Source organism: Novosphingobium oxfordense (genome assembly GCF_044029435.1).
GTDB lineage: Bacteria > Pseudomonadota > Alphaproteobacteria > Sphingomonadales > Sphingomonadaceae > Novosphingobium.
Genome location: NZ_CP147005.1, coordinates 2,281,190 through 2,306,067, shown reverse-complemented (window position 1 = coordinate 2,306,067; position 24,878 = coordinate 2,281,190). Strand labels below are relative to the sequence as shown.

19 protein-coding genes are annotated in these 24,878 nt (G+C 66.7%); 12 read left to right on the top strand and 7 right to left on the bottom strand.

Going from position 1 to position 24,878, the window contains the following annotated elements; translation table 11 throughout:
- Window positions 1-150 precede the first annotated feature (150 nt).
- From WBP07_RS10730 to WBP07_RS10715, 4 genes are read left to right on the top strand one after another with little or no spacing between them, the layout of a single operon-like run.
- Window positions 151-858, top strand: a complete 708-nt coding sequence (locus WBP07_RS10730; protein WP_395391040.1) for a CoxG family protein — start codon at window positions 151-153, stop codon at window positions 856-858.
- Window positions 855-1,724 carry an FAD binding domain-containing protein gene (locus WBP07_RS10725; RefSeq protein WP_395391039.1) on the top strand — a complete coding sequence of 290 codons (870 nt, stop codon included), beginning with the start codon at window positions 855-857 and terminating at the stop codon, window positions 1,722-1,724. The genes WBP07_RS10730 and WBP07_RS10725 overlap by 4 nt, the downstream gene beginning before the upstream one ends.
- Window positions 1,721-2,227: a (2Fe-2S)-binding protein gene (locus WBP07_RS10720; protein WP_395391038.1), complete on the top strand. Its 507-nt coding sequence runs from the start codon at window positions 1,721-1,723 to the stop codon at window positions 2,225-2,227. Before WBP07_RS10725 ends, WBP07_RS10720 begins: the two co-directional genes overlap by 4 nt.
- Complete coding sequence (locus WBP07_RS10715) at window positions 2,224-4,944, top strand: xanthine dehydrogenase family protein molybdopterin-binding subunit (protein ID WP_395391037.1); 2,721 nt, start codon at window positions 2,224-2,226, stop codon at window positions 4,942-4,944. Before WBP07_RS10720 ends, WBP07_RS10715 begins: the two co-directional genes overlap by 4 nt.
- A gap of 277 nt (window positions 4,945-5,221) precedes the next feature.
- Here the strand turns inward: WBP07_RS10715 and WBP07_RS10710 are convergent, their stop codons facing one another.
- The 3 genes from WBP07_RS10710 to WBP07_RS10700 form a co-directional block, all read right to left on the bottom strand.
- The gene (locus WBP07_RS10710; RefSeq protein WP_395391036.1) at window positions 5,222-6,040 is read right to left on the bottom strand and encodes a ferredoxin--NADP reductase; all 819 of its coding nucleotides are present in this window, start codon (window positions 6,038-6,040) and stop codon (window positions 5,222-5,224) included.
- Window positions 6,041-6,120: 80 nt separating this feature from the next.
- Window positions 6,121-6,426, bottom strand: coding sequence for a hypothetical protein (locus tag WBP07_RS10705; protein ID WP_395391035.1), 306 nt, complete (start codon window positions 6,424-6,426; stop codon window positions 6,121-6,123).
- Between the two features lie 219 nt (window positions 6,427-6,645).
- A complete protein-coding gene (locus WBP07_RS10700; RefSeq protein ID WP_395391033.1) occupies window positions 6,646-7,611 on the bottom strand; it encodes a magnesium and cobalt transport protein CorA in 966 nt (321 codons plus the stop codon).
- A gap of 353 nt (window positions 7,612-7,964) precedes the next feature.
- Between WBP07_RS10700 and WBP07_RS10695 the strand changes: the two genes are divergently transcribed.
- Window positions 7,965-8,261, top strand: a complete 297-nt coding sequence (locus tag WBP07_RS10695) for a hypothetical protein (RefSeq protein ID WP_395391031.1) — start codon at window positions 7,965-7,967, stop codon at window positions 8,259-8,261.
- Window positions 8,262-8,418: 157 nt separating this feature from the next.
- Here WBP07_RS10695 and mprF read toward each other — a convergent pair whose 3' ends face one another.
- Genes mprF through WBP07_RS10680 form a run of 3 tightly spaced genes read right to left on the bottom strand, consistent with a single transcriptional unit; the run spans window position 8,419 to window position 12,321 of the window.
- Window positions 8,419-11,043, bottom strand: a complete 2,625-nt coding sequence (mprF, locus tag WBP07_RS10690) for a bifunctional lysylphosphatidylglycerol flippase/synthetase MprF (protein WP_395391030.1) — start codon at window positions 11,041-11,043, stop codon at window positions 8,419-8,421.
- Between the two features lie 31 nt (window positions 11,044-11,074).
- On the bottom strand, window positions 11,075-11,518 hold the full coding sequence (locus WBP07_RS10685; protein WP_395391028.1) for a DUF2147 domain-containing protein: 444 nt from the start codon (window positions 11,516-11,518) through the stop codon (window positions 11,075-11,077).
- Entirely contained in the window at window positions 11,515-12,321 is an 807-nt protein-coding gene (locus tag WBP07_RS10680) for an AcvB/VirJ family lysyl-phosphatidylglycerol hydrolase (RefSeq protein WP_395391027.1), read from the bottom strand. Before WBP07_RS10680 ends, WBP07_RS10685 begins: the two co-directional genes overlap by 4 nt.
- 250 nt (window positions 12,322-12,571) lie before the next feature.
- Between WBP07_RS10680 and WBP07_RS10675 the strand changes: the two genes are divergently transcribed.
- From WBP07_RS10675 to WBP07_RS10660, 4 genes are all read left to right on the top strand, one after another.
- Window positions 12,572-12,991 carry a PDZ domain-containing protein gene (locus WBP07_RS10675; RefSeq protein ID WP_395391026.1) on the top strand — a complete coding sequence of 140 codons (420 nt, stop codon included), beginning with the start codon at window positions 12,572-12,574 and terminating at the stop codon, window positions 12,989-12,991.
- 44 nt (window positions 12,992-13,035) lie between these two features.
- Entirely contained in the window at window positions 13,036-13,722 is a 687-nt protein-coding gene (locus tag WBP07_RS10670; RefSeq protein WP_395391025.1) for a winged helix-turn-helix domain-containing protein, read from the top strand.
- Window positions 13,719-15,104 carry a sensor histidine kinase gene (locus WBP07_RS10665; RefSeq protein ID WP_395391024.1) on the top strand — a complete coding sequence of 462 codons (1,386 nt, stop codon included), beginning with the start codon at window positions 13,719-13,721 and terminating at the stop codon, window positions 15,102-15,104. The genes WBP07_RS10670 and WBP07_RS10665 overlap by 4 nt, the downstream gene beginning before the upstream one ends.
- Window positions 15,105-15,328: 224 nt before the next feature.
- Window positions 15,329-15,694 (top strand): hypothetical protein, encoded by a 366-nt coding sequence (locus WBP07_RS10660; protein WP_395391023.1) that lies wholly within the window; start codon window positions 15,329-15,331, stop codon window positions 15,692-15,694.
- A 499-nt stretch (window positions 15,695-16,193) separates the two neighbouring features.
- On the opposite strand, the gene WBP07_RS10655 is transcribed toward WBP07_RS10660, so the two are convergent.
- The gene (locus WBP07_RS10655; RefSeq protein ID WP_395391022.1) at window positions 16,194-19,586 is read right to left on the bottom strand and encodes a glycosyltransferase; all 3,393 of its coding nucleotides are present in this window, start codon (window positions 19,584-19,586) and stop codon (window positions 16,194-16,196) included.
- Between the two features lie 745 nt (window positions 19,587-20,331).
- On the opposite strand from WBP07_RS10655, the gene WBP07_RS10650 reads away from it, so the two are divergent.
- The 3 genes from WBP07_RS10650 (at window position 20,332) to WBP07_RS10640 (ending at window position 24,853) form a co-directional block, all read left to right on the top strand.
- Window positions 20,332-22,602: a DPP IV N-terminal domain-containing protein gene (locus WBP07_RS10650; RefSeq protein WP_395391021.1), complete on the top strand. Its 2,271-nt coding sequence runs from the start codon at window positions 20,332-20,334 to the stop codon at window positions 22,600-22,602.
- A gap of 154 nt (window positions 22,603-22,756) precedes the next feature.
- Window positions 22,757-24,337, top strand: coding sequence for a toll/interleukin-1 receptor domain-containing protein (locus WBP07_RS10645; RefSeq protein WP_395391020.1), 1,581 nt, complete (start codon window positions 22,757-22,759; stop codon window positions 24,335-24,337).
- A gap of 18 nt (window positions 24,338-24,355) precedes the next feature.
- Complete coding sequence (locus WBP07_RS10640; protein ID WP_395391019.1) at window positions 24,356-24,853, top strand: nucleotide synthetase; 498 nt, start codon at window positions 24,356-24,358, stop codon at window positions 24,851-24,853.
- Window positions 24,854-24,878: the final 25 nt, after the last annotated feature.

Sequence of the window (24,878 nt, the reverse complement as noted above, 5' to 3'; positions counted from 1 at the left end):
CCCGGGCGGATCGCCAGCAAGGTAGTCAGTCATCGCCGGGGGGAATAAGATACAGCAATGCTCATAACTCTTGCGCGGGGGCGCAAGATCGCGTTCACTCCGCTGCCAGACAGAACACAAGCGGCAAAGCGGGGGTAGCGCGGGATGCAGATGACGGGCGAGCAAATGGTCGCAGCGCCGCGCCAGCGCGTGTGGGAAGCGCTGAACGATCCGGCCGTGCTCGCGCAGTGCATTCCCGGTTGCCAGTCGCTGGACCGCGATGGCGACAACCGCTTCGTGGCGGCGGCGGAAGTCAAGATCGGCCCCATCGGCGCCCGGTTCAAGGGCGCGGTGGAACTGTCCGATCTGGACGCGCCGAACGGCTATACGATCACCGGATCGGGCAACGGGGGCGTTGCCGGAACGGCGAAAGGCGGCGCGAAAGTTCGTTTGAGCGACGCAGCGGGCGGGGGCACGCTGGTCGCTTACGAGGTCGATGCGGAAGTCGGCGGGCGCATGGCCCAGCTTGGCGGTCCGATCATCGATGCCACTGCGAAGAACCTGGCCGGCAAGTTCTTCGCAAAGTTCGGTGAGGTGGTTGCTTCCGGGGGGAAGGCAGGCACCGTGGCCGAACAAGGGGCGACGGCACCGGTTGCAGCGGTCGGGGGACCTGCGGCCGGTGCCGTTCCTGTTTCCATTTCGACGGGCGGGGCGCCCGGCGGCCTCTGGGGCTGGGTCACGGCGCTGATTCTGGCGGTGCTGTCCGGGTTCATTCTGGGGCAGCGGCACATGCCCGCCGAACTGCTCGTGCTGATGGCGCTGCTGATCGTCACCGCCGCCGCCGCCTTCGAAGCGGGCCGGCGCGGAGGGCGGCGATGAAGCCCGCGCCCTTCGACTACGAGCGGCCCGGCACTGTCGAGCAGGCCTGCCGCATCCTGTCCGAAGCGGGCGGCGGCGCTACCGTGATCGCGGGCGGGCAAACGCTGATGCCGCTGCTGAACTTGCGGATGAGCCAGCCCTTCATCCTTGTCGATATCGGGCGGATCCCCGCCTTGCAGGGCGTTACCCGCGTGGAGGGTGGCACCCGCGTCGGGCCGATGACGCGGCAGGCCGATGCGCTGGCCGATCCCCTGCTGGCGCGGCATCTGCCGGCGATGGTTACGGCGCTGGGCCATGTCGGCCACCACCAGACGCGCAACCGGGGCACCGTGGGCGGCTCCATCGCGCTGGGCGAACCGGCAGCGGAAATGCCCGCGACCGCCGCGGCGCTGGGCGCGCGGCTGGAGATCGCATCCACGCGCGGCACCCGCACGGTCGACGCCGCGGACTTCTACATCGGTCCCTACATGACCGCGCTGGAGCCGGACGAACTGCTGACCGGCATCACTTATCCGGACTGGCCTGACGGGCATGTGGTGCTGTTCCGCGAAGTGGCGCAGCGGCCGGGCGACTTCGCACTGGTCGGCATGGTCGGCGCGGCGGTGGTCGAGGGCGACACGATTACCCGCGCGGGTCTGGCATGGTTCGGCATGGGGCCGACGCCGATCCGCATGCGTCAGGCGGAAGCGGCGCTGACCGGCGCGGCGCTGTCCACGCTCGATCCGCGCGCTCTGGCCGAACTCGCGGTGGCGGACACCGCGCCGTTCGACGATCACCACGCCAGCGCCGAATACCGCCGCACCGTCGGCCGCCGCATCTTCGCGCGCTGTTTGCGAGAGGCGCTTGCCCTGAAGGAGGCGGCATGAGCGACCATGCGATCGACCTGACGCTCAACGGCCAACGCCGCGCCGCCACCGTGGAGGCGCGCACCAGCCTGGCCGATTACCTGCGGCTGGATGCGGGCTGCACCGGCGTACATCTTGGCTGCGAACACGGCGTTTGCGGCGCCTGCACGGTGATGGTCGATGGCCGCGCGGTGCGCGCCTGCCTGATGCTGGCGGTGCAGGCGGACGGCTCCGATGTCACGACCGTCGAGGGCCTTGCCGCGCCCGATGGCACGTTCCATCCGGTCCAGCAGGCGATGCGGGAAGCGCACGGCCTGCAATGCGGGTTCTGCACCCCCGGCGTGCTGATGACTTTCGCGGCGCTGACCGGCGGAGAGGACAGGGCGAGCGAGGACTCGCTGGTTTCGGCGATGAGCGGGCATATCTGCCGCTGCACCGGCTATCAGGGCATCCGCCGCGCCGCCAAGGCGCTGGCGGAGGGCACCGTGGGTAGCGGAGCGGCTGTGGTTGGAGGGGGCGAATGAACGCCCCGAACTCCAACCTCGGCGCCACCCGCTGGATCGGCAAGCGTGTTCCCCGCAAGGAAGATCCGCGCCTCTTGACCGGGCGCGGCCAGTTCGTCGACGATATATCGCTGCCGGGCATGCTGCATGTCGCCTTCGCGCGCAGTCCGATCGCGCGGGGGCGGATCGTCTCGATCGATACCCGGATCGCGCGCGAGATGCCCGGCATCCATGCGGTGCTGACGATGGCGGATCTTGCCGCCCGGCCGATCAAGCTGCTCTCGTTCTTCTTTACCGAGGCGGAGATCCCGATCACCCCGCTGGCGGACGGCCACGTCTCCTACGCGGGCGAGCCGGTGGTCATGGTAGTGGCCGAAACCCGGGCGATGGCGGAAGATGCCGCCTCGCTGGTGGAGATAGAATTCGAGGAACTGGACCCGGTCGTCACCATCGCCCAGGCCAAGGCGGCGGACCCGATCCATCCCGGCATGGACAGCAATGTCGCGGCCGAGATCGGCGACGAGGAGATCGAGGACGAGCTGGAGGAAAAGCTCGCCGGATCGGCTTTGCGCCTGTCGCACCGGATCGTCCACCAGCGCATCTCGCAATCGCCGATGGAGACGCGCGGCGTTGTCGCTACGCGCGATGGGCCGGAGGAACTGACGCTCTGGATCACCTGCCAGAGCCCGCATCTGGTCGCGCGCTGGGTCAGCCTGGCGTTGGGCCTGCCAGATACCGCGATCCGGGTGATCGCCAAGGACGTGGGCGGCGCCTTCGGCCTGAAGAACCACCCGTGGAAGGAAGAGAGCGCGGTGATCGTGGCCGCGCTGCTGCTGGGCAAGCCGCTCAAGTGGATCGAGGATCGGTACGAGGCGCTGACCGCCTCCAACCAGGCGCGCGAGGCGGAGATGACCTTGCAGGCCGGGTTCGATGCCGAAGGGCGGCTGACCGGATCGCACGGCATCTATGATTGCAACAACGGCGCGTTTCCGCAGGGCGCGGACAGCAATATCGCCGTGCACATGTTCGTCTGGGCGGCCTATCGCGTGCCCGCCTATGCTTTCGTTTCGCGCGGGTGGTACACCAATACCAACGGGCTTGCCGCCTATCGCGGGCCCTGGGCGATGGAATCGCTGGCGCGTGAAACCCTGCTGGACCGCGCGGCGCGGCAGCTGGGCATCGATCCGATCGAAATCCGGCGGCGCAATCTGGTCTACCTTTCCGACCAGCCGACCGTGACCAGCATGGGTATCCCGCTGGACGATATTACGCCGGGCGAGTGCCTGGAAAAGCTGCTCGACCACTTCGACATGGCCGCGTTCCGGCGCGAACAGGCGGCGGCGCGGGCGGAGGGGCGCTATCTGGGCGTCGGCATCGCCTCCTACATCGAGCCGACCGGATCGGCCGGATCGATGGCGCCGATGACCGGCGAACTGGCGCAAGTGCGGATCGAGCCGACCGGCAAGGTTACCGCCACGCTCTCCACCCATTCGCAGGGCCACGGCACCGCCACGACCATGGCCCAGTGCATCGCCGACCGACTGGGCGTGCGGTACGAGGACGTCTCGGTGTTCGAGGGCGATTCCACGCGTGGCGGCTTCGGCCCCGGCGCGGCGGGCAGCCGTCAGGGCGTGATCGCGGGCGGCGCGGCGATCCGCTGTTCCGAAATGCTGGCGGACAAGGTGCGGACTTTGGCCGCGCACTTGCTCAACGCCAGCGTGGAGAGCGTCGTCATCGACGATGGCATGATCCGTGTGGACGGTGCGCCGGAAATGGCCCGCCCGCTCGCGGAGATTGCCGCGATTGCCTATGGCGAGCCGGACCGCCTGCCAGCCGGGTTCGAGAGCGGGCTGGAAATGCAGTTCCGTTACCAGCCGCCGCCGATGACCTTCACCAGCGCCACGCACCTTGCCGTGGTGGAAGTGGATGCGGAGACCGGCTTCGTGACGATCCTGCGCTGGATCTCTTCCGAAGACTGCGGGACGGTGATCAACCCTGCCGTGGTGGAAGGGCAGATTTCCGGCGGTTTGGCGCAAGCGATCGGCATGGTCCTGCTGGAAGAGATGCCTTACGACGCGCGCGGCAATCCGCAGGCGGCGACGTTCAAGGATTACATGCTGCCATCGATCAGCGATGTGCCCACGTTCGAATTCGTCCATGCCAACACCCCGTCGAAGACGATCGGCGGCATGCGCGGCGTGGGCGAGGGCGGCGCGATCATCGGCCCGCCGACTTTGGTGAACGCGATTGCCGATGCCCTTTCGCCCTTCGGCGAACTGGGCGATGTGGTGCTGCCGCTGACGCCGGCACGCATCCTCGACGTGATCGAGCAGCGCGACGTTTCGGGTGTCCATGCGCCGGAGCCGGTTCGCGCGGAGCCTGTCGTGGAGCAGCCCGTGGTCGCCGAGCCTGAGCCGGTTGCCGAAGCCCCTGTCTCTTCGGCGGGGCCGGAAGGTGACTGGAACATGGTGCTGAAGACGCCGATGGGGCCGCAGGCGATGCTGGCGCATTTCGACGTCTCGGGTGGGGCGCTCAGCGGCTATCTCTCGGCGCCGGAGGGGCGGCAGGACTTCGGCGGCGGCACCGTGGAGGCGGGCCGCCTGCGCTTCGATCTGAAGGTGGAGAAGCCGATGAAGATCACGCTGAAGTACGATCTGGAAGTCAGCGGCGATGCGATCACCGGCAAGTGCAAGATGGGGATGTTCGGCTCCGCCAAGGTGACCGGCCAGCGGGTTTAGTGCTCAGGCATTCCGGCAAACGACCCAGCCCAAACAACCCCGTCATCCCCGCGAAGGCGGGGATCCCGCTTCCTTCCGCCACAACGCCGACCTCGCCAAGAAAAGCGGGGCCCCCGCCTTCGCGGGCGCGACGGGGTGTTTGGTCGAGGGATAGGGGGGTAGGGGGTAGCGGGGTAGCGGGGTAGCGGGGCGTAGCGGGGAGGGATCATCTCACCCGTGCAAAGAAAAAGGGGCGCATCGCTGCGCCCCTTTTCATATTCGCTCAAGCAACCGCCGATCAGTCGACGAAGGCGCGTTCGATCACGAAGTCGCCCGGCTTGTTGTTCGAACCTTCCTCGAAGCCCATGGCTTCCAGGCTGTGCTCGAACTCGCGGATCATCGCCATCGAACCGCAGAGCATGATGCGGTCGGTCTCGGGATCGAGCTTCGCCGGGCCGCGCAGCTGCGGGATGAACAGGCGGCCGTCCTCGATCAGGTTGCCGATGCGGCCCTGCGTGTGGAAATCCTCACGCGTGACGGTGGGCAGGTAGTGGAACTGCAGCAGCGCTTCGTCGGCGATCAGCGGATCGTCGGCCAGCTGGCTTTCCAGTTCGGTGCGGAAGGCCAGATCGCTGACGCGGCGAACCGAGTGGACCAGCAGGATCTGCTCGAAACGCTCATAGATGTCCGGATCGCGGGCCAGGCTCAGGAACGGCGCAAGGCCGGTGCCGGTCGAGAACAGGAACAGGCGCTTGCCCGGGCGCAGCGCGTCGGCGACGAGCGTGCCTACCGGCTTGCGGCCGAGGTAGATCTGATCGCCCGGCTGGATCTTCTGCAGGCGCGAGGTCAGTGGGCCGTCCTGGACCTTGATCGACAGGAATTCCAGTTCCTCGGCATAGGCGGGGCTGGCGATCGAATAGGCGCGCAGCAGCGGCTTGCCGTTGTCGCCCGGCAGGCCGATCATGATGAACTCGCCCGAGCGGAAGCGGAACGTCGCGGGGCGGGTGATCTTGAAGCTGAAGAGGTGGTCGTTCCAGTGATGGACCGACAGCACTTCCTCAACCGTCAGTGCGCCGGTGGGGGTCAGGGTCGCCGTATCGGCGGCGCTATCGCTCATTACTATCGAATCCTTCGGAAAAAATGCTGTGTCCGGGAAATACTGTCGGCGGCGGTCTTCTTGGGGCGGCTGACCCTGCATTACAGGGTGTGAAGTCGCCGCGCGAACCGTGTGGTCCGCAGGCCGAACAGGATCGCCTCGTCCTCGCCAGTGATGCGCCCATCCACCGGCGTGAGTCGAAACCGTTCGCGCGAATGACCTGTCATAAGCGGCATGGCAAGGCGAAAATGGCCGCGTGCCGGCGCGCTGCGGCGGGGCGCGCGCCACGCGAACGCACGGATGGCCACAAGGCCGGCACCGCGCAAAGCCTGCCCACGTGCCGCCGCGAGCGCAAAACGCCCGAAACTGCGTGGGTTTGCCGCCGTTCCTGCGGCGAATGCTTGCATGGCTCACTCCTTCGCTTCTCGGGTTATAGCTAATGATAACCAATTGCAATAATGGAGCGAGGATTTCTAACAGAGGGGCAAGCTGGGGTTTTTGCCTGTCAGGCGGGCGCTTCGGGGGACGGAACCTGCCGCACGTTCGGGCGTTCGTTCAGAGTGTCCCCTGATGGCTCCGGGTGGGTCGGCCCACCCGGAGCCATTTCATTCCCGGAGCCATTCCATTCAAAGCCAGCGCGTGTGCCGGAACCAGGCATAGAGCCCGCTGCACAGCACCAGGATCACTCCCAGCACCACGAAGTAGCCGTTGTGGGTGTGCAATTCGGGCATATTGTCGAAATTCATGCCGTAGATGCCCGCGATCGCGGTGGGCACGGCGAGGATGGCGGCCCATGAGGCGAGCTGGCGAGTAATCTCGCTCTGCCGCTGCGATTCCAGCAGGTGGCTGACTTCGAAGACCGAGGTGAGCACTTCGCGCAAGTTCGCCACCATCGACTCCACGCGGCGCACATGGTCCAGCACGTCGCTGAAATAGGGCTTCACCGCCGCGTCCAGGAACGGCATGTCGAGGTGGACCAGCTTGCTGCACACTTCGCCCATCGGCCCCAGCACGCGCTGGAAGCGGATTAGCTCACGCCGCAGCGCGAACAGGTGCATGACCTGTTCGCGGTCCAGAAAGGCGTCGAGCGCGCGCTGTTCGATCTCCAGCACTTCCTCCTCGATGGTCTCGACGATGGGCAGGTAGCCGTCGACGATGAAGTCGAGGATCGCGTGCAGCACATAGTCCACCCCGTGCTGCAGCAGCGTCGGCGCCGCCTCAAGCTGGGCGCGCAGAGTCGTGTGGGCGCGGGCCGAACCGTGGCGGACGGAGATCACGTGATGCGCGCCCACGAACATCGCGGTTTCGCCGTAGACGATCGTGTCGTTTTCCAGATGGGCGGTGCGGGCGACGACGAAAAGCTGGTCGCCATAGACGTCCACCTTGGGCAACTGGTGCGCCTTCAACGCGTCTTCCACCGCCAGCGGGTGCAGGCCGTACGTCTTCTGGACGGAGCGGAGTTCGGCTTCGCTGGGCTCGTAAAGGCCGATCCACACGAAGTCCCCGTCCTGCCGCATCGGCGGGCAGCTTTCGAGCGAGACGGGCTCGGCCGAGCGGCCGTTGTGGTAGAGCTGGGCGGCGATGACAGTCATTCGTGGTCCGGTACGTGGGGTTTTGGAGAGCGACACTAGCGGCAGGTCGGCGCGGGGGACAACCGCCGGTGCGGCGGGCGGAGTGGAGAAGTTCTTCGTCCGGAATGGGAAGTGTGGGGAAGGCCCACCCCCAGCCCCTCCCGCCTGCGGGAGGGGAGTGCCAGCGCCAAAAAGAGATGGCAGCACGACCTTGCCCTCCCGCAAGCGGGAGGGCCGCGAGACTTACGAAGCGCAGTGTAGTTAGTCGCAGCGGGGTGGGCAAACGCAACGGCTGCTAACGCCCTAAAGTGGACGCCTTGAAGCAATAGCGTCGATGCGCCATGCCGGTGGCGCAGCCAACATCGAGGTCGTAGATGGGATTTCAGCGCATATTCTGGAAATACGCTCATCGCCGTTATCAGGCCCGTACACTCTCGATCCTACCAGAACTCGCGGTGGGGTCGTGGGGCCTCTTTTTTGTATTCGTTTATGCCGGAGCTTTCGTAGCGGGCTGGTATCCCACCTTGGTTGAAGCAGCGGTCGCGCTGTTTCTGACCGGCTTTCCGGTGGGCTATTGCATCCTCCATTGGCGCATCCGCAAAGAGAAGGCGAAGGGCGCTGACGCGCTTTATCGGAAGCTCGTTTCGGTCAGTTCATTCCGCCGGACATAAGTCCGCTCACCACCCAAGCCCGTCGTCCCTGCGAAGGCGGCGACCCCGCTTTTCTTGCGGGAGGGTGTGAGGTTGGCAGAAGCGGGGCCCCCGCCTTCGCGGGGGCGACGGGGTTTGGGCTAAGAGGGGCTGTTCTCAGGGCACGTCTCGATCCAACTCAGGATGTGAGCGGGATGGGTTGCGCCGCCTTCCGTTGCCCTCCGCGCAGCCTGCCGACACTGCGGCCGTCGCCGATCAGCGCTTGCAGGTCCAGCAGGGCGCGCCCGGTCGCGACGCCGCCGCTGCAGGCGATGAAGCGCGGTTCCCACACCGGCGCAAACTTCTCCTTGTAGTTGCGCAGCCCCTCGAAGCCGTAGAACGCGGCGCCGTGGCGGAACAGCATGCCGGCCGCGCGGGCCCAGGTGGGCGCCAGGCGGCGTGCCTCTATGCCCGACAGCGGGGCGAGGCCTAGGTTGAACCAGGCGTAGCCCTCCTGCCGGCCCCACAGCATCAGGCGCGTGAACAGGAAGTCCATGCAGCCATAGGGCACCTCTGCCCGGTGGCGCATCAGGTCCACCGAAAGCTCCTCACGCCCCGCCGTTTTCCAGATGTTGGCGAAAGCGACGATCGCGCCTTCGCGGCGGACCACGGCGATGTCGCAGCGGGCGATGTACTCCTCGTCGAAGCGCCCGACGCTGAAGGCTTTCTCGCGCTGGCCCTTGGCGTGGAGCCATTCGTCGGAGACCATGCGCAGCTCGCCCATGATGGCAGGAACGCGCGCGGCGGGGACGATGGCGAACTCCGCGCCCTCCTTCTCGGCGCGGCGCATGGCGTGGCGCAGGGGGCGGGCGGCGGGGCCGTCCAGCGAGAATTGCGCGAGGTCCACCCGCGCTTCCTCACCGTATTTCATCAGTTGCAGGCCCATGTCGATGGCGATGGGCAGTACGGCGGGGGTTACCTGATAGAGCAGTACGCGGCCCTGGTTGGCGTCCGCCCGTTCGCGCAGGCGCCAGAGCAGTTCGGGCCAGTCGGCCGGCTCGCCCACCGGATCGCCCATGACGATCCACGAATGGCCGCGCACCTGGTACATCAGCAGGCTGCGGTTGTCCGGCCCGGCCAGGAACAGCTTGTCCCCCGTGAGTGCCAGCATCGATTCGGAGCGGACGGCGTGGGTCAGCGCCGCGTCCACGTCCACCGCCGCCTCATCCGTCAGGGCGCAGTGGCGGGAGGGGCGCAGCAGGGCCAGCACCACGAAGGCGCCGGTCGCCACCGCCACCGCGAAGCTGGCGCGCATGTAGCGGGAGGCATCGCCCGACCAGGCGAACTTCCACCAGAGGCTGCCGCGATAGGCGGGGAAAGTCTGGGTGAAATAGCCGATCACGATCACCAGCGTGATCGTGGCCACCATGGCCAGGATCCAGTTGGCGCTCATCACGTCGGTGGTCAGCGCCGTGCGCCGCCAGAAGCCCTTGCGCGCCAGTTGCAGCACGCCGGCAACGGCGATCAGCGTCAGCGCCTCTTCATAGTCGAGGCCTTTCGCCAGCGAGAAGATCGCGCCCGCCACCAGCAGCGCGCGGGTCAGCAGGAAGGCGGCATCCAGCCGGCGATAGAGCGCCGGGGCCAGCACCAGCAGCAGGGTGCCGACAAGGCTGGCGGCGATCTGCGAAGCTTCGACGAAGGGCAGCGGCACCAGCCCCCGGATCGCGGCCATGCGTTCGGGCAGCGCAGGCGTCGCGCCTGAAAGCAGCAGCACGCCGCCGCCCAGGAACACCAGCAGAGCGATCACCCGCGGGGCGAGCGCGGTCAGCATCGTCTCGCCCGCTTTCAGGGCAAGCACGGCGGGGCGTTTCCACCGCGCATGCTCATGGCGCAGCAGCAGCACCAGCGCGACCGCCAGCGGCAGCAGGTAATAGACGATGCGGTAGACCAGCAGCGCGGAGAGCAGCATGCCCGGCGGCACTTGCGGGCAGAGCGCCACCACGGTCGCCTCGAACACGCCAAGGCCGCCCGGCACGTGGCTGACCAGCGCGACCACGATCGCCAGGACATAGGCGAGCAGCAGCGGGGCGTAGAGCGCGGGCGCGGCTTGAGACAGCACGGGCGGCAGCAGCACGAACAGCGCGGCGCAGGCGGTGGCGATGTCGGCCAGCGCCACCGTGGTCATCCGCGCCATGCCGGCGGGGCCGGGCAGGTGCCAGCGCTTGCCCGCCAGCGCGACCACGGCCAGCAGCGCCAGCAGGCCCGCGCCGGTGCCGTGCTGCACGGACAGCGGCACGAAATGGCCTGCCACTACCAGCGGCCGCTGGTGGACCAGCAGCGCCAGCGCGGCGGAGGCGAGCACGCCGGTCCAGAACGTCACCCCCGCGATCGCCGTCACCCGCGCGACATCGCCGGTGGTCAGGCCTCGTGCGCCATAGACGCGCAGGCGCGCGGCGGCGCCGGTGATGATGCCGAAGCCCAGATTGTGGCTGAGCGTATAGCTGGTGAAGGAGGCGAGCGCGGCGCTGCGCCAGGGCAGCGGCTTGCCGATCGCGCGCAGGGCCATCACGTCGTAGATCGTCAGCAGCAGGTAGCTGGCGGCGGTAAAGCCCAGCGCCGCCGCCAGCCGCCATGCGGGCAGGGCCTTGGCATCGCGGATCACCGCGTGGAAGTTCAGCGTGGTCGCCATGTGGTGCAGGCAGACGCCCGCCAGCGCCAGCACCATGGCTGCCAGCGCCAGTTGCGCGGGTATCGCCAGCCGATGGGCCAGATGGCCAAGGGTCGGTTTCAGGTGGGCGAGACGTTTTTGCAGTGGCGTCGTCATGGTTGTCGCATCCCCATTTGCCCCCGCCTGTCTATCGCCTCGTCCAGATCTGCGATTTGCAGAGCAGCCCGTGCAGGATGCAGCCGCTGATCTTCAGATGGCCGTCGTCCGGCTGGTGGATGCGCGAGAAGAAGGTGGCGCCCATGTCGGGCACGAAGACCTGCCCCTGCCAGTTGCCGCCGTCCTGCCGGCGATAGCCCTGCAGCAACTGCGTGCCGACAAGGTGCTGCACCCCCGCGTCCGAGGCATCGGCAAGGGCCTGTCCGCCCACCCACGTCACCGTGCCGCAGAGCAAGGTGCCGCAGGGGGCGACCGACACTTCCACGTCTCCCGCCGGATTGAGCCAGCGGCCATAGGGGTTGAGCTGGGCCACGGAGGGAACCGCTTCGGCCGGAGTTCCTGCCGCAACAGCCCCACTCGCCAAAGCGAGGCCGAGGAACAGGACGCGAAGGCGCGGGAGCATGCGGCGGATCATCGGGGGGACTCCGGGAAATTCAACGGCTGAATGGGTTGGAAATGGGCCGGTTGGAAATGAGACGCGATCACGGTGCGGATGGTGGTGAACACCCGGTCGGCATCGTGTTCCAGGTAATGGTCGCCGGGCAGGGCCAGCTGCGTCAGGCGGGGAAGGTGGAGGAGCGGGCAGAGGCTGTCGGTCTCCCGCACGCCGCGAATGCAGACCACCGGCACCCAGTCCAGCTTGCGGGCAGTGGTGATGGCCATCGCGTCGGGCGTGGTCCTGTCCAGCCATTCGAGCGGGGAAACGCGCAGGAAAACCGTGCGCGTGGGCACGGTCAGCACCACCAGAGAGACGTGGGAGCGCAAGTCCGCCGGCAGGTTTTCAAGGCCCACATGAACCATGTCCGCCCCGAACGACTGGCCCAGCACGACAACCTTGTCGACATGGCCCAGCACCATGGCGTCGCGGATCGCCTGGCCCATCATCGCGGTCACTTCGGCAGGCGTGCGGCGCACGCGGAAATAGTTCAGCGAATTGACCGAAACGGTGGCAACGCCGTGGTCCGCCAGGCCGTCCGCCACCGGGGCGCCCATGCCGGCGCGCGGGCCCATGTCGCCGGAAATCAGCACGGCGGCATAGTCCTTGCGGGCGACGCCATGGGTGTCTCCACGGGCGGCAAGCTGGCGGAACGGGCTGGCGTCGAAAGCGCCCAGCCATGCCAGCCAGCCGGCCACGCCCAGCACGATCAAGATGATCGCCAGCAGCGCATAGCGGCGCTTTCGCCAGCCCCTGCGCTGAAAAGATGCAGCCCTGTTCATGCTGGCTTTCCTGCGCCGCGCCGCCTTGCCGCAGCGTGGAGCGAACATGGAATTTCCTTAATGTGACATTCCGTTCCAGCGCTGCGATAGTCACGATCAAGGGTGTGCTTGTGCCGCCGGTGCTGCGCGTGATGCCCCACGGATGCAGCGCCCAAGGCGTGGATTCGATACTTTCATGACCGACGCTGACGACGCCCGAGGCGATCTCGGGGCTCATTTGCCTGACGCTCATTCGGATGCGAGACGACGCGTGCTCGATCTCCTGCCGATGCTGGGCGCCCTGCTGGCGGTGACCGGCGCGTTGACCTGGGGCGATCTCTGGGCGCAGCGCCATTTCGGCCTGACCGCGCCCGATGCCGCCACCGTTCACGATACCGCCACGCGCGATGCCGCCTGGCGCCAGGTTCTGGACTTCACTGCGGACAAGCTTCCCGGCGGGCAGCAAGGGCTTGTCGTCACCTCCGTCCGCTCGGACGGGAATGCCGAACATGCGGGGCTGGCGGTGGGCGATCGCATCACCCGGGTGGACGGCGAGCAGCCCACGTCCTTCTCTTCGCTGGCGGAGGAGTTGTCTGAGCGCGGACGGCAGCCTATGCATCTGGATGTGGTGCATCTGGGCGCGGTCCGCAGGATCGATCTTCCCGGTGGGCCGCAGCCCCGCAATCCTTGATCTGCCGGGGCATTGGGATGCTGGCGGAGTCGGGAAAGCAACGCATGGGGCACAAGCTGCTGGTCGTCGAGGATGACGAGGCTACCGCTACCTACATCGTGAAGGGTTTTGCCGAGGAAGGCTTCGTGGTGGACAGGGCGGGCAACGGGCGCGATGCGCTGTTCCTGGCCAGCGACGGCACCTACGACGCCATCGTGCTGGACCGCATGATCCCGCAGATGGACGGCATGTCGGTGCTGGGCGCCTTGCGCGCGGGCGGCATCGAGACGCCGGTGATCGTGCTTTCGGCGCTGGGATCCACGGATGACCGGGTGACCGGCCTGACCTCCGGCGCGGACGATTACCTGACCAAGCCTTTCGCCTTCGCCGAACTGCTGGCCCGCGTGCGCCTGCTGGTGAAGCGCGGCGCCGGGCAGGCGGCGGTGGAAACCCGGCTGACCTGCGGCGACCTGGAGATGGACCTGCTGGCCCGCAAGGTGAAGCGCGGCAGCCGGGTGATCGACCTGCAGCCGCGCGAATTCCGCCTGCTGGAATACTTCCTGCGCCATGTCGACGAAGTGGTGACGCGCACGATGCTGCTGGAGGCGGTGTGGGACTATCACTTCGACCCCGGTACCAACGTGATCGACGTCCACGTCAGCCGCCTGCGCCGCAAGCTGGATGAGGAAGGGGCGCCGCCGATGCTCCACACCGTGCGCGGGGCCGGCTATCGGCTGGGCCTTTCGGCTTGAGGGAGAAAGTTCGGCGGCGGGTGGCGCGGTTGCTGCGCTCCACTTCGTTCCGCCTGTTCGTTCCGGTCGTGCTGTTCCAGCTCGTCGCCACCGGCGGCGTGCTGGCTTTCGTGTGGATTTCCAGCCAGCAGACCGTGCGCGACGAGCAGCACGCGCTGGTGGAGGATCTGCGCGACGATCTGCTGGCCGCCTACGAGGATGGCGGATTGGCCGGCCTGCGCGCAACGATCGACACGCGCCTGCGCGCAGAGGGGCGCCGGGCGCCGCTGATGCTGCTGGCAGGGCCTGATGGGCAGCGCGTTACCGGCAATCTGGACGCATTGCCGCCGCGCGGCGGCCATGTCGGCGACTGGTACGAGACGGTGCTCTACCGCAGCGATTTCTCGCAGCCCCAGCAGATGACGCTGACCGAGGCGCGGCTGCCCGACGGGTCCACCCTGCTGGCCGGCGTGGAGACAGGGCGCGACCTGAAGCTGCAGCGCAGTTTCGAACAGGCGTTGTTCGCGGCGATCTTCCTGGCGCTGCCGCTGACCATGCTGGTGGCGGTGCTGACCTCCCGGCTGGTGGGCCGGCGCGTGCACGACATGGCGCAGACCGCGCATCGCGTCGCCAGCGGCGCATTCGACGCGCGCGTCCCGCTGGACGGTTCGGGCGACGCTTTCGACGAGCTGGCGGGCGAGATCAACGTCATGCTGGGCCGGATCGAGACGCTGGTGGGCGAATTGCGCGTGGTGGCCGAAGGGCTGGCGCATGACTTGCGCTCCCCCGTCACGCGGCTGCGCGCCGCGCTGGAACAGGCGGCGGTGGAAGCGCGCGACCCGGCGGCGGAGTTGGCGATGAGCCGCGCACTGGCGGAGGCGGATACGCTGACCCGCATCCTCACCACCGCGCTCCAGATCGGCCGCGCGGAAGCGGGCATCGGCCGCGAGCGTTTCGAATATACCCCGCTCGCGCCGTTCCTCGAAGACCTTGCCGCGCTCTACGAGCCTTATGCCGAGGATGAGGGGTTCACCCTTTCCGCGGAAGCGCCGGAGGGGCTTTCCGTGCTGCTCCACCGCGAACTGATGGGGCAGGCGCTGGGCAATCTGGTCGACAACGCGGTGAAGTATGCGGCCGGCGGAAGCGCGATCACGCTGTTCGGATACCGCAGCGACGGCCACGTGATGCTGGGCGTGCGCGACGACGGGCCGGGCATTCCCGAAAGCCAGCGCGAAGCCGCACTGCAACGCTTCGGCCGCCTGGACCCGACGCGGGCGGTGGCGGGATCGGGACTGGGCCTGGCACTGGTGGAAGCGGTGGCCAAGCTGCACGACGGCCATGTCGAGCTTGCCGATGCGGTAGGGCATGGATTGGAAGTGAGGCTGGTGCTGGGCGCGGGGTAACGGGCGTCGGCGAGGTGGGTGTCGTGAAAGCCCACCCCCAACCCCTCCCGCCAGCGGGAGGGCCGCGAGACTTGCGGAGCGCAGCGGAGCTAGTCGCAGCGGGGTGGGCAGGCGCGACATGATGCGAAAGCGGATATGGCGTGTTTTCGAGATTTTAATCTAAAACCTACCGTTCCGGACACGCCAACTTTGCGGACACCTCCAACTTGGATAAGAATTGGCGGATGAGCGCTATCAACGCGGACGATGTGATCGAAGAAATCGTTTCTGGGCAACTACGACCTAGGTCGCATTCCGTTGCGCGCGCATTGCATCAGTTTTTACAGATTGAAGATGCAATGCAGCGAGAAGCGCTGACTGCGATTGATCGCGGCGCAGGGCCCGCTGAGTTGGCGGCGCTTCAGCGGCGGATATGGGGCAAGATCGATAAGCTTAAACCTGCTGAGCAAAGTGGCCTTCGATTATCAATTTGCCTCATCAGGCCCGACGCGCCGGTGGATTGGGAACTTGCTGAGTACCTCATTCTCTGGGCGCGCCAACAGGGACTATCCGAGCAGAATATCATTGATGCGCTACATGCATTACAGTGACGGCTAACCTCAACATCCGGCTCTGTTGCGCAATCGCTGCTGGAGTTGTCCTTCTGGCCAGCGTTGCGGGATATCGTCAGGGCTACCGATCGGGCTTCCATTTGGGCCGGGTCGAAGGGCGTCAGGCCGGTGCGGATGAGCACTATCGGGAGTGGAGCAGAAGCGGCGGCGATCCGTCGTTCTCTGCCCAGATCCGGGACGCAAGGCGGCGGTGGAACGCAAGGAACAACCGGCCCCCGAACCAGGTCGATCCGGATCGTGTTGCGCTGGTAATGGCCTTTTCGGATCGGGTCTGCGTACAGCTGAAGCTTGGCGCGGGAAGTATCGGGGCAAGTCCGATCTACTGTTATCGCGGCGAATCCACCGAGCTATTACGGGCAGATGATGTTGGCGAATAGCGGGGCCAATAGCGGGGCCGAATAACCTTCGAACTTACAGCGAGGCCCCCGCTTTCGCGGAGGCCTCCTATCCCGATATCCCTGCTTTTGCCGCCTTGGCCTCAGCCCGCCGTTTCCAGTTCCGGCCGCGTGTCCGACGCGTTCAGCGGAACGGCCGGGGCGGGGGTGGTGGCGCCCGGCATGGCATTGACGCGGCCGGTGCGTTCCAGCTTGCCCCAGCCGATGCCCTTGCCGGCGAAGGCGGCGCCCACTGCGCGGATCACCACGCTGTACATCAGCTGGCGATAGATGAAGCGCTGGGCCAGCAGCAGGAACGGGCGGAACCGTTCCTTGCGCGGATCGAGGCGATAGGCGACCCAGCCGCAGGCAAGGTCCACCAGCGTGAAGCCCAGCCAGTAGGCGCCCATGCGCAGCACGTCGGTCTGCGTCTGCGCCCAGCCGTGCTGCGAGATGCGCAGCGCGGTGCCGCCGATCGAGATCAGCAGGGCAAGGTCGATCGCGGGCGAGATCACCGCGAAGACGATCTGGAACAGCCAGGCCTGCGGCATGCCGATGAAAGCGAGGCCCGAAGGACGCCCTTTACGCAGCGTGCCGCGATGCTTCCACAGGCACTGGAGGGTGCCGAACGACCAGCGGAAGCGCTGCTTCGAAAGCGCGTGGAAGCTCTCCGGCGCCTCGGTCCAGGCCACGGCGTCCTCGTCATAGGCGACCTTCCAGCCCTTGCGCTGGATGGCGATGGTCAGGTCCTGATCCTCGGCCAGCGTGTCTTCCGGATAGCCGCCCACTTCGTCCAGCGCTTCCCGGCGCCAGGCGCCGACTGCGCCGGGGACGACCATGATCGCGTCCAGCTTGGTCAGCGCGCGGCGTTCGAGGTTCTGCGCGGTGACATATTCCACGCCCTGCCAGCGGGTGACCAGGTTCACGCGGTTGCCCACCTTGGCATTGCCGGCCACCGCGCCGATGCGCGGATCGGCGAACCAGCGGACGAGGCGCGAAATCGTCTCGGGCTCGAACTGGGTATCGGCGTCCAGCGCGACCACGATCTCGCCGCGAGCCTGCTTCAGCGCGCGGTTGAGCGCGGCGGCCTTGCCCCCGTTCACCAGCGTCAGCAGTTCGACCCGCGGGTTGCTGGCGAAAGCGTCGGCGATGATGGCGCTGGTGCGGTCCTTCGAACCGTCGTCGGCCACGATCACCTGCAAGTGGCGATAATCGCTTTCCAGCACGCGGCGCACCGAAGCCTCGATCACGCGCTCTTCATTGTAGGCGGGGATGATCACGGTGACGAGCGGGGCGCAGGTATCCTCCGGCGCCTCCATCGGCTGCGGGCGGCGCAGCATGGTCGCCAGCGAGGCCAGCCCGATCGAGCGCAGCACGCCCAGCGAGATCGCGAAGAAGAACGTCCAGTTGAGGGCGGCCAGGATGCCCGCCAGCACGGCGAACAGGGCCACGTCTGCGCGCACGGCGGCAAGATCGACGCCGTCCACCTTGGGCATGACCTGATCGTGCGACAGGCCGGCCAGCTTGGAGGTGGGCACGAAAGTATAGCCGTCCTGGCGCAGGCGCTGGATGATCACCGGCAGCGCTTCCACGGTCTGCGAACGATCGCCGCCGCCGTCGTGCAGCAGGATCACGTTTTCCGAACGGTCCGGGCTGGCCGATTCCACCTGTTCGATGGTGCTGTCGATGATGTGCTGGACGCCGGGGCGCTTCCAGTCGTCCGGATCGACGTGCAGGCCGACCACGGTGTAACCATGTTCCTGCGCGACGACGGCGGGGACCAGTTCGTCGGCCGTCGTCGGCTCGGCGTCTCCGAAATAGGGGGCGCGGAACAGGCGGATCGAATGGCCGGTGGTCGCTTCGATCAGGCGCTGGGTGGCGTTCAGTTCCAGCCCGATGCCGGTCGCGGCTTCCTCCGCCATGTTGGGGTGAGTGTAGCTGTGGTTGCCGATCTCGTCGCCATCGTCGGCAATGCGCTTGACGAGGTCGCGATTGGTCAACGCGTTCTCGCCCACCATGAAGAAGGTGCCGGGCACGTGGTTCTGTTCAAGGATCGCCAGGATCTTCGGCGTCCACGTCGGGTCCGGGCCATCGTCGAACGTCAGCGATACCTGCTTGTTCAGCGCGCCGGTGCGCTTCACGACATAGGGCGTCGGCAGAACCTGATAGTTTTCGGCGGAGACCATGCCGGTCACCTTGTCGAAGGTGACGGCGCGGGTGCCGTCGCGCGGCGTGGCGGTGACGCGCAGGATTTCGCCCTGGCCTTCGACGTCTACGTTGGCGGCCTGCACCAGCGGCTTCAGGTTGGGCAGCTGGCCGCCGGTGTGCCAGGCCTTCACGGCGTTCCAGAAACCGGGGTCTTCCGAACCCAGGCGCCAGAGCGCGATATCGCCCACGCCCAAGCGCGAGAGGATCTTCATCTGGTTCCAGGTGGCGGCGGCGTCCAGCATCCACACGTCGTGGCGGCTGCCATCGACGAAGGAGTAACCGGCATTGCCGCTCATCGGATCGTACTGCGGCGTGGTGCCGCTGTCGTGCGCGCTCAGCCAGGCTTCCTCGACGGTCATGTTGTCCGCCTTGCCGTCGTGCCAGTCGTAGGCATATTCGCCCAGCGCCACGATCGCCTTGCCGCGCGGCAGGCCGGCGAGGGCGCCCTGCAGCTTCTGCACGAACCACGGGTTCGACGCGATCGGGCCGGGGGTGCCGCCCTGCCAGTGCTCGTCATAGGCCATCAGCACCAGACGGTCCGCCACTTGCGCGAAAGCGCGGGTGGACCAGTCCGGATTGTCGATCGGCATCGTCATCGAGACAAGGCGGTGCTTGGGGGCAAGCTGCGTGCGCAGTTCAGAAAGGAACGTGCGCAGCGCCGGCAGGCTGGCGGCGGGCATCGTTTCGAAGTCGACCATCACGCCGGCGGCGTTGGTCTTGTCGAGATAGGCGATGGTCTGCGCTTCCAGCGCACGGCGGCGGGCTGGGTTGGCCAGCAGCGCGCCGGTCTGCGGGCCCTGCCATTCGCCGTCCAGCGTGTTCTGCAGCACGGGCACCACCAGCGGGCGGTGCAGCGCCGTCGCCATGATGCGATCGAAACGGGCATCCGTCTCGACCTTCAGTGCGCCCTTGTCGTCCACAGAGAGGCTGGCCGGGGCAACCCAGTCCAGCCGGTCGATATGGCGTTCCAGCGAGGTGGCGCTGTCATCGTTCCACGGCGTGTAGAAGCCGACGGTGATCGGGTTGGCATCGGGCGTGGGGGCAGGCGCGGTGGTGCGGCCGAACAGGAACTTGCGGGCGCTGCGCGTCAGATGTCCGATCTCTGCGCGGAAGGGCAGGGGCTGGGCATGCTCGTAGGCGATCGGCAGCGGCGGCGGGGCCGGCACGGTGGCGACGGTGGTCGCGAAGATCGCCGAGGCGGCCAGCGCCACCAGCAGCATGAGCAGCCCGAACCGCCGGACGCGGATGCGCCGGTTTCCGGTGGGATCGAAGAAAACGGGTGCAGCCACGGCCTGTCTCACTGATGACCCCCTCGCAAGGGGCCGGGCGGCCAAGGGGGACCGCCCGGTAAACAGAGGTATTTTCGGGGGTGCGATCCGGAAACCAGGGGCAATGACGAGGGTGCGACTGTCAGACTGTGGTTCCCGGATCGCATGGTCGTTTTGCCATTCGGGGGATGGAGTGGCGGTGGAGGCGAGGTTACAAAAGATTCATGTGAGAGAGATTTACCCGCACCTGCGGGGATATCCGCGCGGTTCGCCGGCGTCGTTTCCGGTGGGGGTTTCCGGGTCGTTTCAACCTCGGTGGCTTCTCTCGGTGTCCTCCATCTTCTCTCCACCTCAATTCCGGTCATCCCCGCGAAGGCGGGGATCCCGCTTCTCTTTCGGCACGCGGCGACGTCGAGATGCGGAGGCATGATGTCAGCCCAACGCGGTGCCGGCGGTCTGCTTTCCCCACCTCCGCGTGAACCAGGAAAGCGGGGCCCGCCTGTGCGGGGACGACGGGGTGTATTTGTGCGGGCGTGGTTGATGTCATGTGGCTGATGACATGGCGTGCGCGCGTCCACGCATCGAAGGGTGCAATTCCGTTTCAGGCCCGCTATCGAAATCGCATTCTCCCTCGGGCCGTCCGCGTCCGGGGGCTCTTGCGTCGCGCCGCCCGGCTCCGGATTTGGAGCTTAGGTCGGTCAGGACGAAACATTCGGAGAGACACTCAGTGACCACGCGCATGAGGTTCCGGCCGGGCAAGGCTGGAATGGCGTTTCTGCTTCTTGCCACTACCGCGATCGTGCCCGGCCTTGCCGCCGCCACTCCCGCCGCTGCAAAGCCCGCCGCCACCCAGCAGGATGCCGCCGTGAAGCAACAGAACAGTCTGACGTTCGAACGCGTTTTCGCCAGCCCCTCGCTCGACGGGCCGGCCCCGCGCGAAGTGAAGATCTCGCCCGATGGCCGCTGGCTGACCCTGCTGCGCAACCGCGCCGAGGACCGCGAACGCTATGACCTCTGGGGTTACGACCGCGAAACCGGCGAATGGCGCATGCTGGTCGATTCGCTCAAGCTCGGCTCCGGCCGCGAGCTGAGCGAGGCGGAGAAGATGCAACGCGAACGCAAGCGCGTGGGCAGCCTGAAGGGCATCGTCAGCTACAGCTGGACCAAGGACGGCAAGGCGATCCTCGTGCCCCTCGACGGCGATCTCTGGCTGGCGACACTGGACGGTTCGATCCGCCGCCTGACCGATTCGCCCGAGGACGAATTGAACGCCGCGCTCAGCCCGCGTGGCCGCTATCTCTCGTTCGTGCGCGACCAGCGCCTGTGGGTCGGCACGCTGTCGGGCGATGCGCCCAAGGCCGTCACGCCGGAGGAGACCGCCAAGACCGTCCATTGGGGCGAGGCGGAATTCGTCGCGCAGGAAGAAATGGACCGTTTCGCCGGCTATTGGTGGAGCCCGGAAGAAAGCCGCATCGCGGTCGAGCGCTTCGACGAAGCGCCGGTGGGCGTCGTCACCCGCGCTGCCATCGGCGCGGAAGGTACCAAGACCTTCGAACAGCGCTATCCCGCCGCCGGCACCCCCAATGCGCTGGTCTCGCTCCACCTGATGAACCCGGACGGTTCGGGGCTGGTGAAAGTGGACCTGGGCAGCGATCCCGACATCTACCTTGCCCGCGTGGACTGGGCGCCCGATGGCCGCACCCTCTACGTCCAGCGTGAGGACCGCGCGCAGAGCAAGATCGATATGCTCGCGGTCGATCCGGCGACGGGCAAGAGCCGCGTGCTATTTACCGAGAATGCGCCGAAGGGGAGCCCCAATGGAACTTGGGTAAATCTTTCCAGCAATTACCGTTTCCTGAAGGACGGCGGCCTGATCTGGTGGTCCGAACGCGACGGTTTCGGGCACCTCTACCGGTTCAAGCAGGGCAAGTTCAGCCAGCTCACTTCGGGAAGCTGGGTCGTTACCGGCCTTGTCGGCGTGGATGAGGCGAAAGGCCGCATCTATTTCACCGGGACCAAGGACAGCGTCCTCACCCCGCAGCTTTACGCCCTCGACCTCGCCAAGCCGGGCGCGCCGGAACGGCTGACCGAGGCCGGCTGGTCGAACGCCGCCGTCGCCAGCGCCGATGCCACGACGTTCTACGTCACCCGGTCGTCACCCACGCAGCCGCCGCAGAGCTACGTCGCCGATGCGGCCGGCAAGCGCCTGGCCTGGGTCGAGGAAAACCGTTTGGAGGGCACGCACCCCTACGCGCCGTTCATGGCCGCGCACCGCGAAACCACGTTCGGCACGATCAAGGCCGATGACGGTTCCGACCTCCACTGGCTGATGATCACGCCGAAGATGGAGCCGGGCAAGCGTTACCCCGTGTTCTTCGAACACTACGGCGGCCCGCACGCGCAGACCGTGTCGAAGGCGTGGCTGGGTGCGCTGCCGCAGGCGATCGTCGCCAAGGGCTACATCTACTTCCGCCTCGACAACCGGGGCAGCGCCAATCGCGGCGTCGCCTTCGAAAGCCAGATCCGCAATGCCATGGGCACGGTGGAAGTGGCCGACCAGCGCGCCGGCGCGAAGTACCTGAAGTCGCTGCCCTTCGTGAACCCGGCCAAGGTCGCGACTTACGGCTGGTCTTACGGCGGCTATATGACGCTGAAGATGCTGGAGACCGATCCCGGCCTCTACGCCGCGGGCATTTCGGGCGCGCCGGTGACGAAGTGGGAGCTGTACGACACCAGCTATACCGAGCGTTACCTGGGCGATCCGCGCAAGCAGCCGGAGGTCTACCGCGCGGCCGACGCCGTCGATAACGCGCCGAAAATCGCCGATCCGCTGCTGCTGATCCACGGCATGGCGGATGACAACGTGGTGTTCGAAAACAGCACCGCGCTGATCGCGAAGATGCAGACGTCGTCCACCCCGTTCGAGATGATGCTCTATCCGGGGCAGACCCACTCGGCGGTGCGCGGCACTACCGCGCGGCACGTGTGGGAGACGATCTTCGCCTTCCTCGGCCGCCACGATGTGAAGCCGGACTGACGGGCAGCGGTCCGCACGGTGCCGGCGAACGGCCCGTGCGGACCGTAACCTTGCGGACACGCAACGGTTATTGCGCCGACGCACGCATCTGATAGGGGTTCGTGACTCCGGACGGGCCCGGAGCGGCAATCTGCAGGGGCGCAGGCGCAATCCAATGGTTAACGGGGGCATCGTTGCGGCGGGGGAGGCGCGCAGTTATCGCGCGTTCCTGAGCTATAGCCATGCCAACGAGCGATTCGCCGGTAAGCTGCATCGCTGGCTTGAAGCCTATCGCATTCCCCAGCGTTTGGTCGGCACCCCTTCTCCGCGCGGGCCGGTGCCGCAGCGGCTGACGCCGATCTTCCGCGATCGCGCCGAACTGGCGGCGGCCAGCAGCCTGGACCACGAAGTGCGCACCGCGCTTTCGCAGTCCGAAGCCTTGCTGGTGCTGTGCTCCCCGGCGGCGCGCGCCTCGCGCTGGGTCGATGCCGAAGTGGCGCTGTTCCGCAGCCTCTATCCCGACCGGCCGGTGATCGCCGCGCTGGTGGAGGGCGAGCCGGCCGACAGTTTCCCCCAGGCGCTGCTGGAGCCGGACGCGAACGGCGTGGTGCATGAGCCGATCGCCGCCGATTTCCGGGCACAGGCGGACGGGCCGAAACTGGCGCGGCTGAAAATCGTCGCCGGCCTCACCGGCGTTGCGCTGGACCAAATTATTCAACGAGATGCGCAGCGCCAGCTGCGCCGCGTGATCGCCATCACGCTCCTTACCGTGCTGCTGACGCTATCGATGGCGCTGATGCTGATCTTCGCGGTGCGCGCGCAGATGGAAGCGCAACGCCAGAGACAGCAGGCAGAAGGACTGATCGAATTCATGCTGACGGACCTGCGGCAAAAGCTCGAAGGCGTCGGCCGACTCGATGTGCTCCAGACCGTGAACCAGCGGGCGCTGGCCTATTATGCCGATCAGCCGAACCTGACCGATCTGCCCGCCGAATCGCTGGACCGCCGCGCGCGCATTCTCCACGCGATGGGGGAAGACGATCACAAGCGTGGCGACGTGGCCGGCGCGCTGGCCAAATTCCGGGAGGCGCATCGTGTCACCGGGGCGTTGCTCGATGCCGATCCCGCCGATCCGGCGCGCGTCTATGCCCATGCGCAGAGCGAATACTGGCTCGGCTACGTCGACTTCATCCAATACAAGTACGATTCGGCGCTGCCGCACTTCAAGGCCTATCGCGATCTCGCGCGCCGGCTGGTGGAACTGCGGCCAGGTGAAAGCACCTACTTGCGTGAACTCGGCTATGCGCAGGGCAACATCTGTTCGATCGGCGTGACCGGGAAACGCCCGCAGGACGGTATTTCCGAATGCGGCAAGGCGCTGGAAACGATGGAGCAGGTCGGCCGCATGATGCCCGGCGATGCCGGCGTGCGCGAGGATATCGCCAACCGCCACGGCTGGCTGGCCGATGCCCTGCGCGTGGAAGGGCGTGATCGGGATGCTCTGGCGGAGCGGAAGAAACAGGCCGCGATCGTGCAGGGCCTGCTGCGCGACGATCCCAAGAATGCCAGTTATCTGGAGGACTGGATGCTGGTTCGTTATTCGACATCGCAACTGCTGTACGCGCTGGGGGAACGGGCGCAGGCGGAAGCGATGAGCGCGGAAGCGCGGGGCGATGTCGAGCGACTTATGGCGTCGGACCCTGAGAACAACGATTGGCGTATTTGGCGGAGCAAGTTCGATAAGCCGTTCAATTGAGTGCAAAGGGGAAGCATGATGTCGACTATGAATTACACGGAGTTCGGCCTTGCGCCGTGGATCGAATTTGAAGTGAAGGGCGAGGATTTCCGCGCCGAAGCCCCGATCCAGTTCGATGTCCGTCTCGAAACCGATCAGGACCTCGTGGTGCTCAGCTACAACGGTCCCAAGGATCGGGACTATATCTCGATCGACTGCAATTCGACTGTCCAGATCACCCTGCATGGTGAGCAGCTGTGGTTCTCCAAGCAGTACGACGGGATCACCACCAAGGAACCGTTGTCCTCGTTCTACGGCAGCATCGAATATGTCGATGAAACGTACTGCCCGAAGAAGGAGCGCTACAAGGCGCTGCGGTTCAAGGCGCGGTTCAACAAGGGCGGGCAGTACAACACCTGCCATCGCTTCAACATCAACATCGACTTTCTGCAGAACCCGGACGAGAGCGAACTAAAGTGGATCGGCCTCACCATCGATCCTGACATCAAGAACCCGCCGCCGCAGGGTGGCGGCTGACTTGGGTGAAGCGCAGGAGCGGCGA

Coding starts and splice junctions, on each gene's coding strand:
- WBP07_RS10730 (WP_395391040.1), top strand. CDS start 151: ATGACGGGCGAGCAAATGGTCGCAGCGCCGCGCCAGCGCGTGTGGGAA.
- WBP07_RS10725 (WP_395391039.1), top strand. CDS start 855: ATGAAGCCCGCGCCCTTCGACTACGAGCGGCCCGGCACTGTCGAGCAG.
- WBP07_RS10720 (WP_395391038.1), top strand. CDS start 1,721: ATGAGCGACCATGCGATCGACCTGACGCTCAACGGCCAACGCCGCGCC.
- WBP07_RS10715 (WP_395391037.1), top strand. CDS start 2,224: ATGAACGCCCCGAACTCCAACCTCGGCGCCACCCGCTGGATCGGCAAG.
- WBP07_RS10710 (WP_395391036.1), bottom strand. CDS start 6,040: ATGAGCGATAGCGCCGCCGATACGGCGACCCTGACCCCCACCGGCGCA.
- WBP07_RS10705 (WP_395391035.1), bottom strand. CDS start 6,426: ATGCAAGCATTCGCCGCAGGAACGGCGGCAAACCCACGCAGTTTCGGG.
- WBP07_RS10700 (WP_395391033.1), bottom strand. CDS start 7,611: ATGACTGTCATCGCCGCCCAGCTCTACCACAACGGCCGCTCGGCCGAG.
- WBP07_RS10695 (WP_395391031.1), top strand. CDS start 7,965: ATGGGATTTCAGCGCATATTCTGGAAATACGCTCATCGCCGTTATCAG.
- mprF (WP_395391030.1), bottom strand. CDS start 11,043: ATGACGACGCCACTGCAAAAACGTCTCGCCCACCTGAAACCGACCCTT.
- WBP07_RS10685 (WP_395391028.1), bottom strand. CDS start 11,518: ATGATCCGCCGCATGCTCCCGCGCCTTCGCGTCCTGTTCCTCGGCCTC.
- WBP07_RS10680 (WP_395391027.1), bottom strand. CDS start 12,321: ATGAACAGGGCTGCATCTTTTCAGCGCAGGGGCTGGCGAAAGCGCCGC.
- WBP07_RS10670 (WP_395391025.1), top strand. CDS start 13,036: ATGGGGCACAAGCTGCTGGTCGTCGAGGATGACGAGGCTACCGCTACC.
- WBP07_RS10660 (WP_395391023.1), top strand. CDS start 15,329: ATGAGCGCTATCAACGCGGACGATGTGATCGAAGAAATCGTTTCTGGG.
- WBP07_RS10650 (WP_395391021.1), top strand. CDS start 20,332: ATGGCGTTTCTGCTTCTTGCCACTACCGCGATCGTGCCCGGCCTTGCC.
- WBP07_RS10645 (WP_395391020.1), top strand. CDS start 22,757: ATGGTTAACGGGGGCATCGTTGCGGCGGGGGAGGCGCGCAGTTATCGC.
- WBP07_RS10640 (WP_395391019.1), top strand. CDS start 24,356: ATGTCGACTATGAATTACACGGAGTTCGGCCTTGCGCCGTGGATCGAA.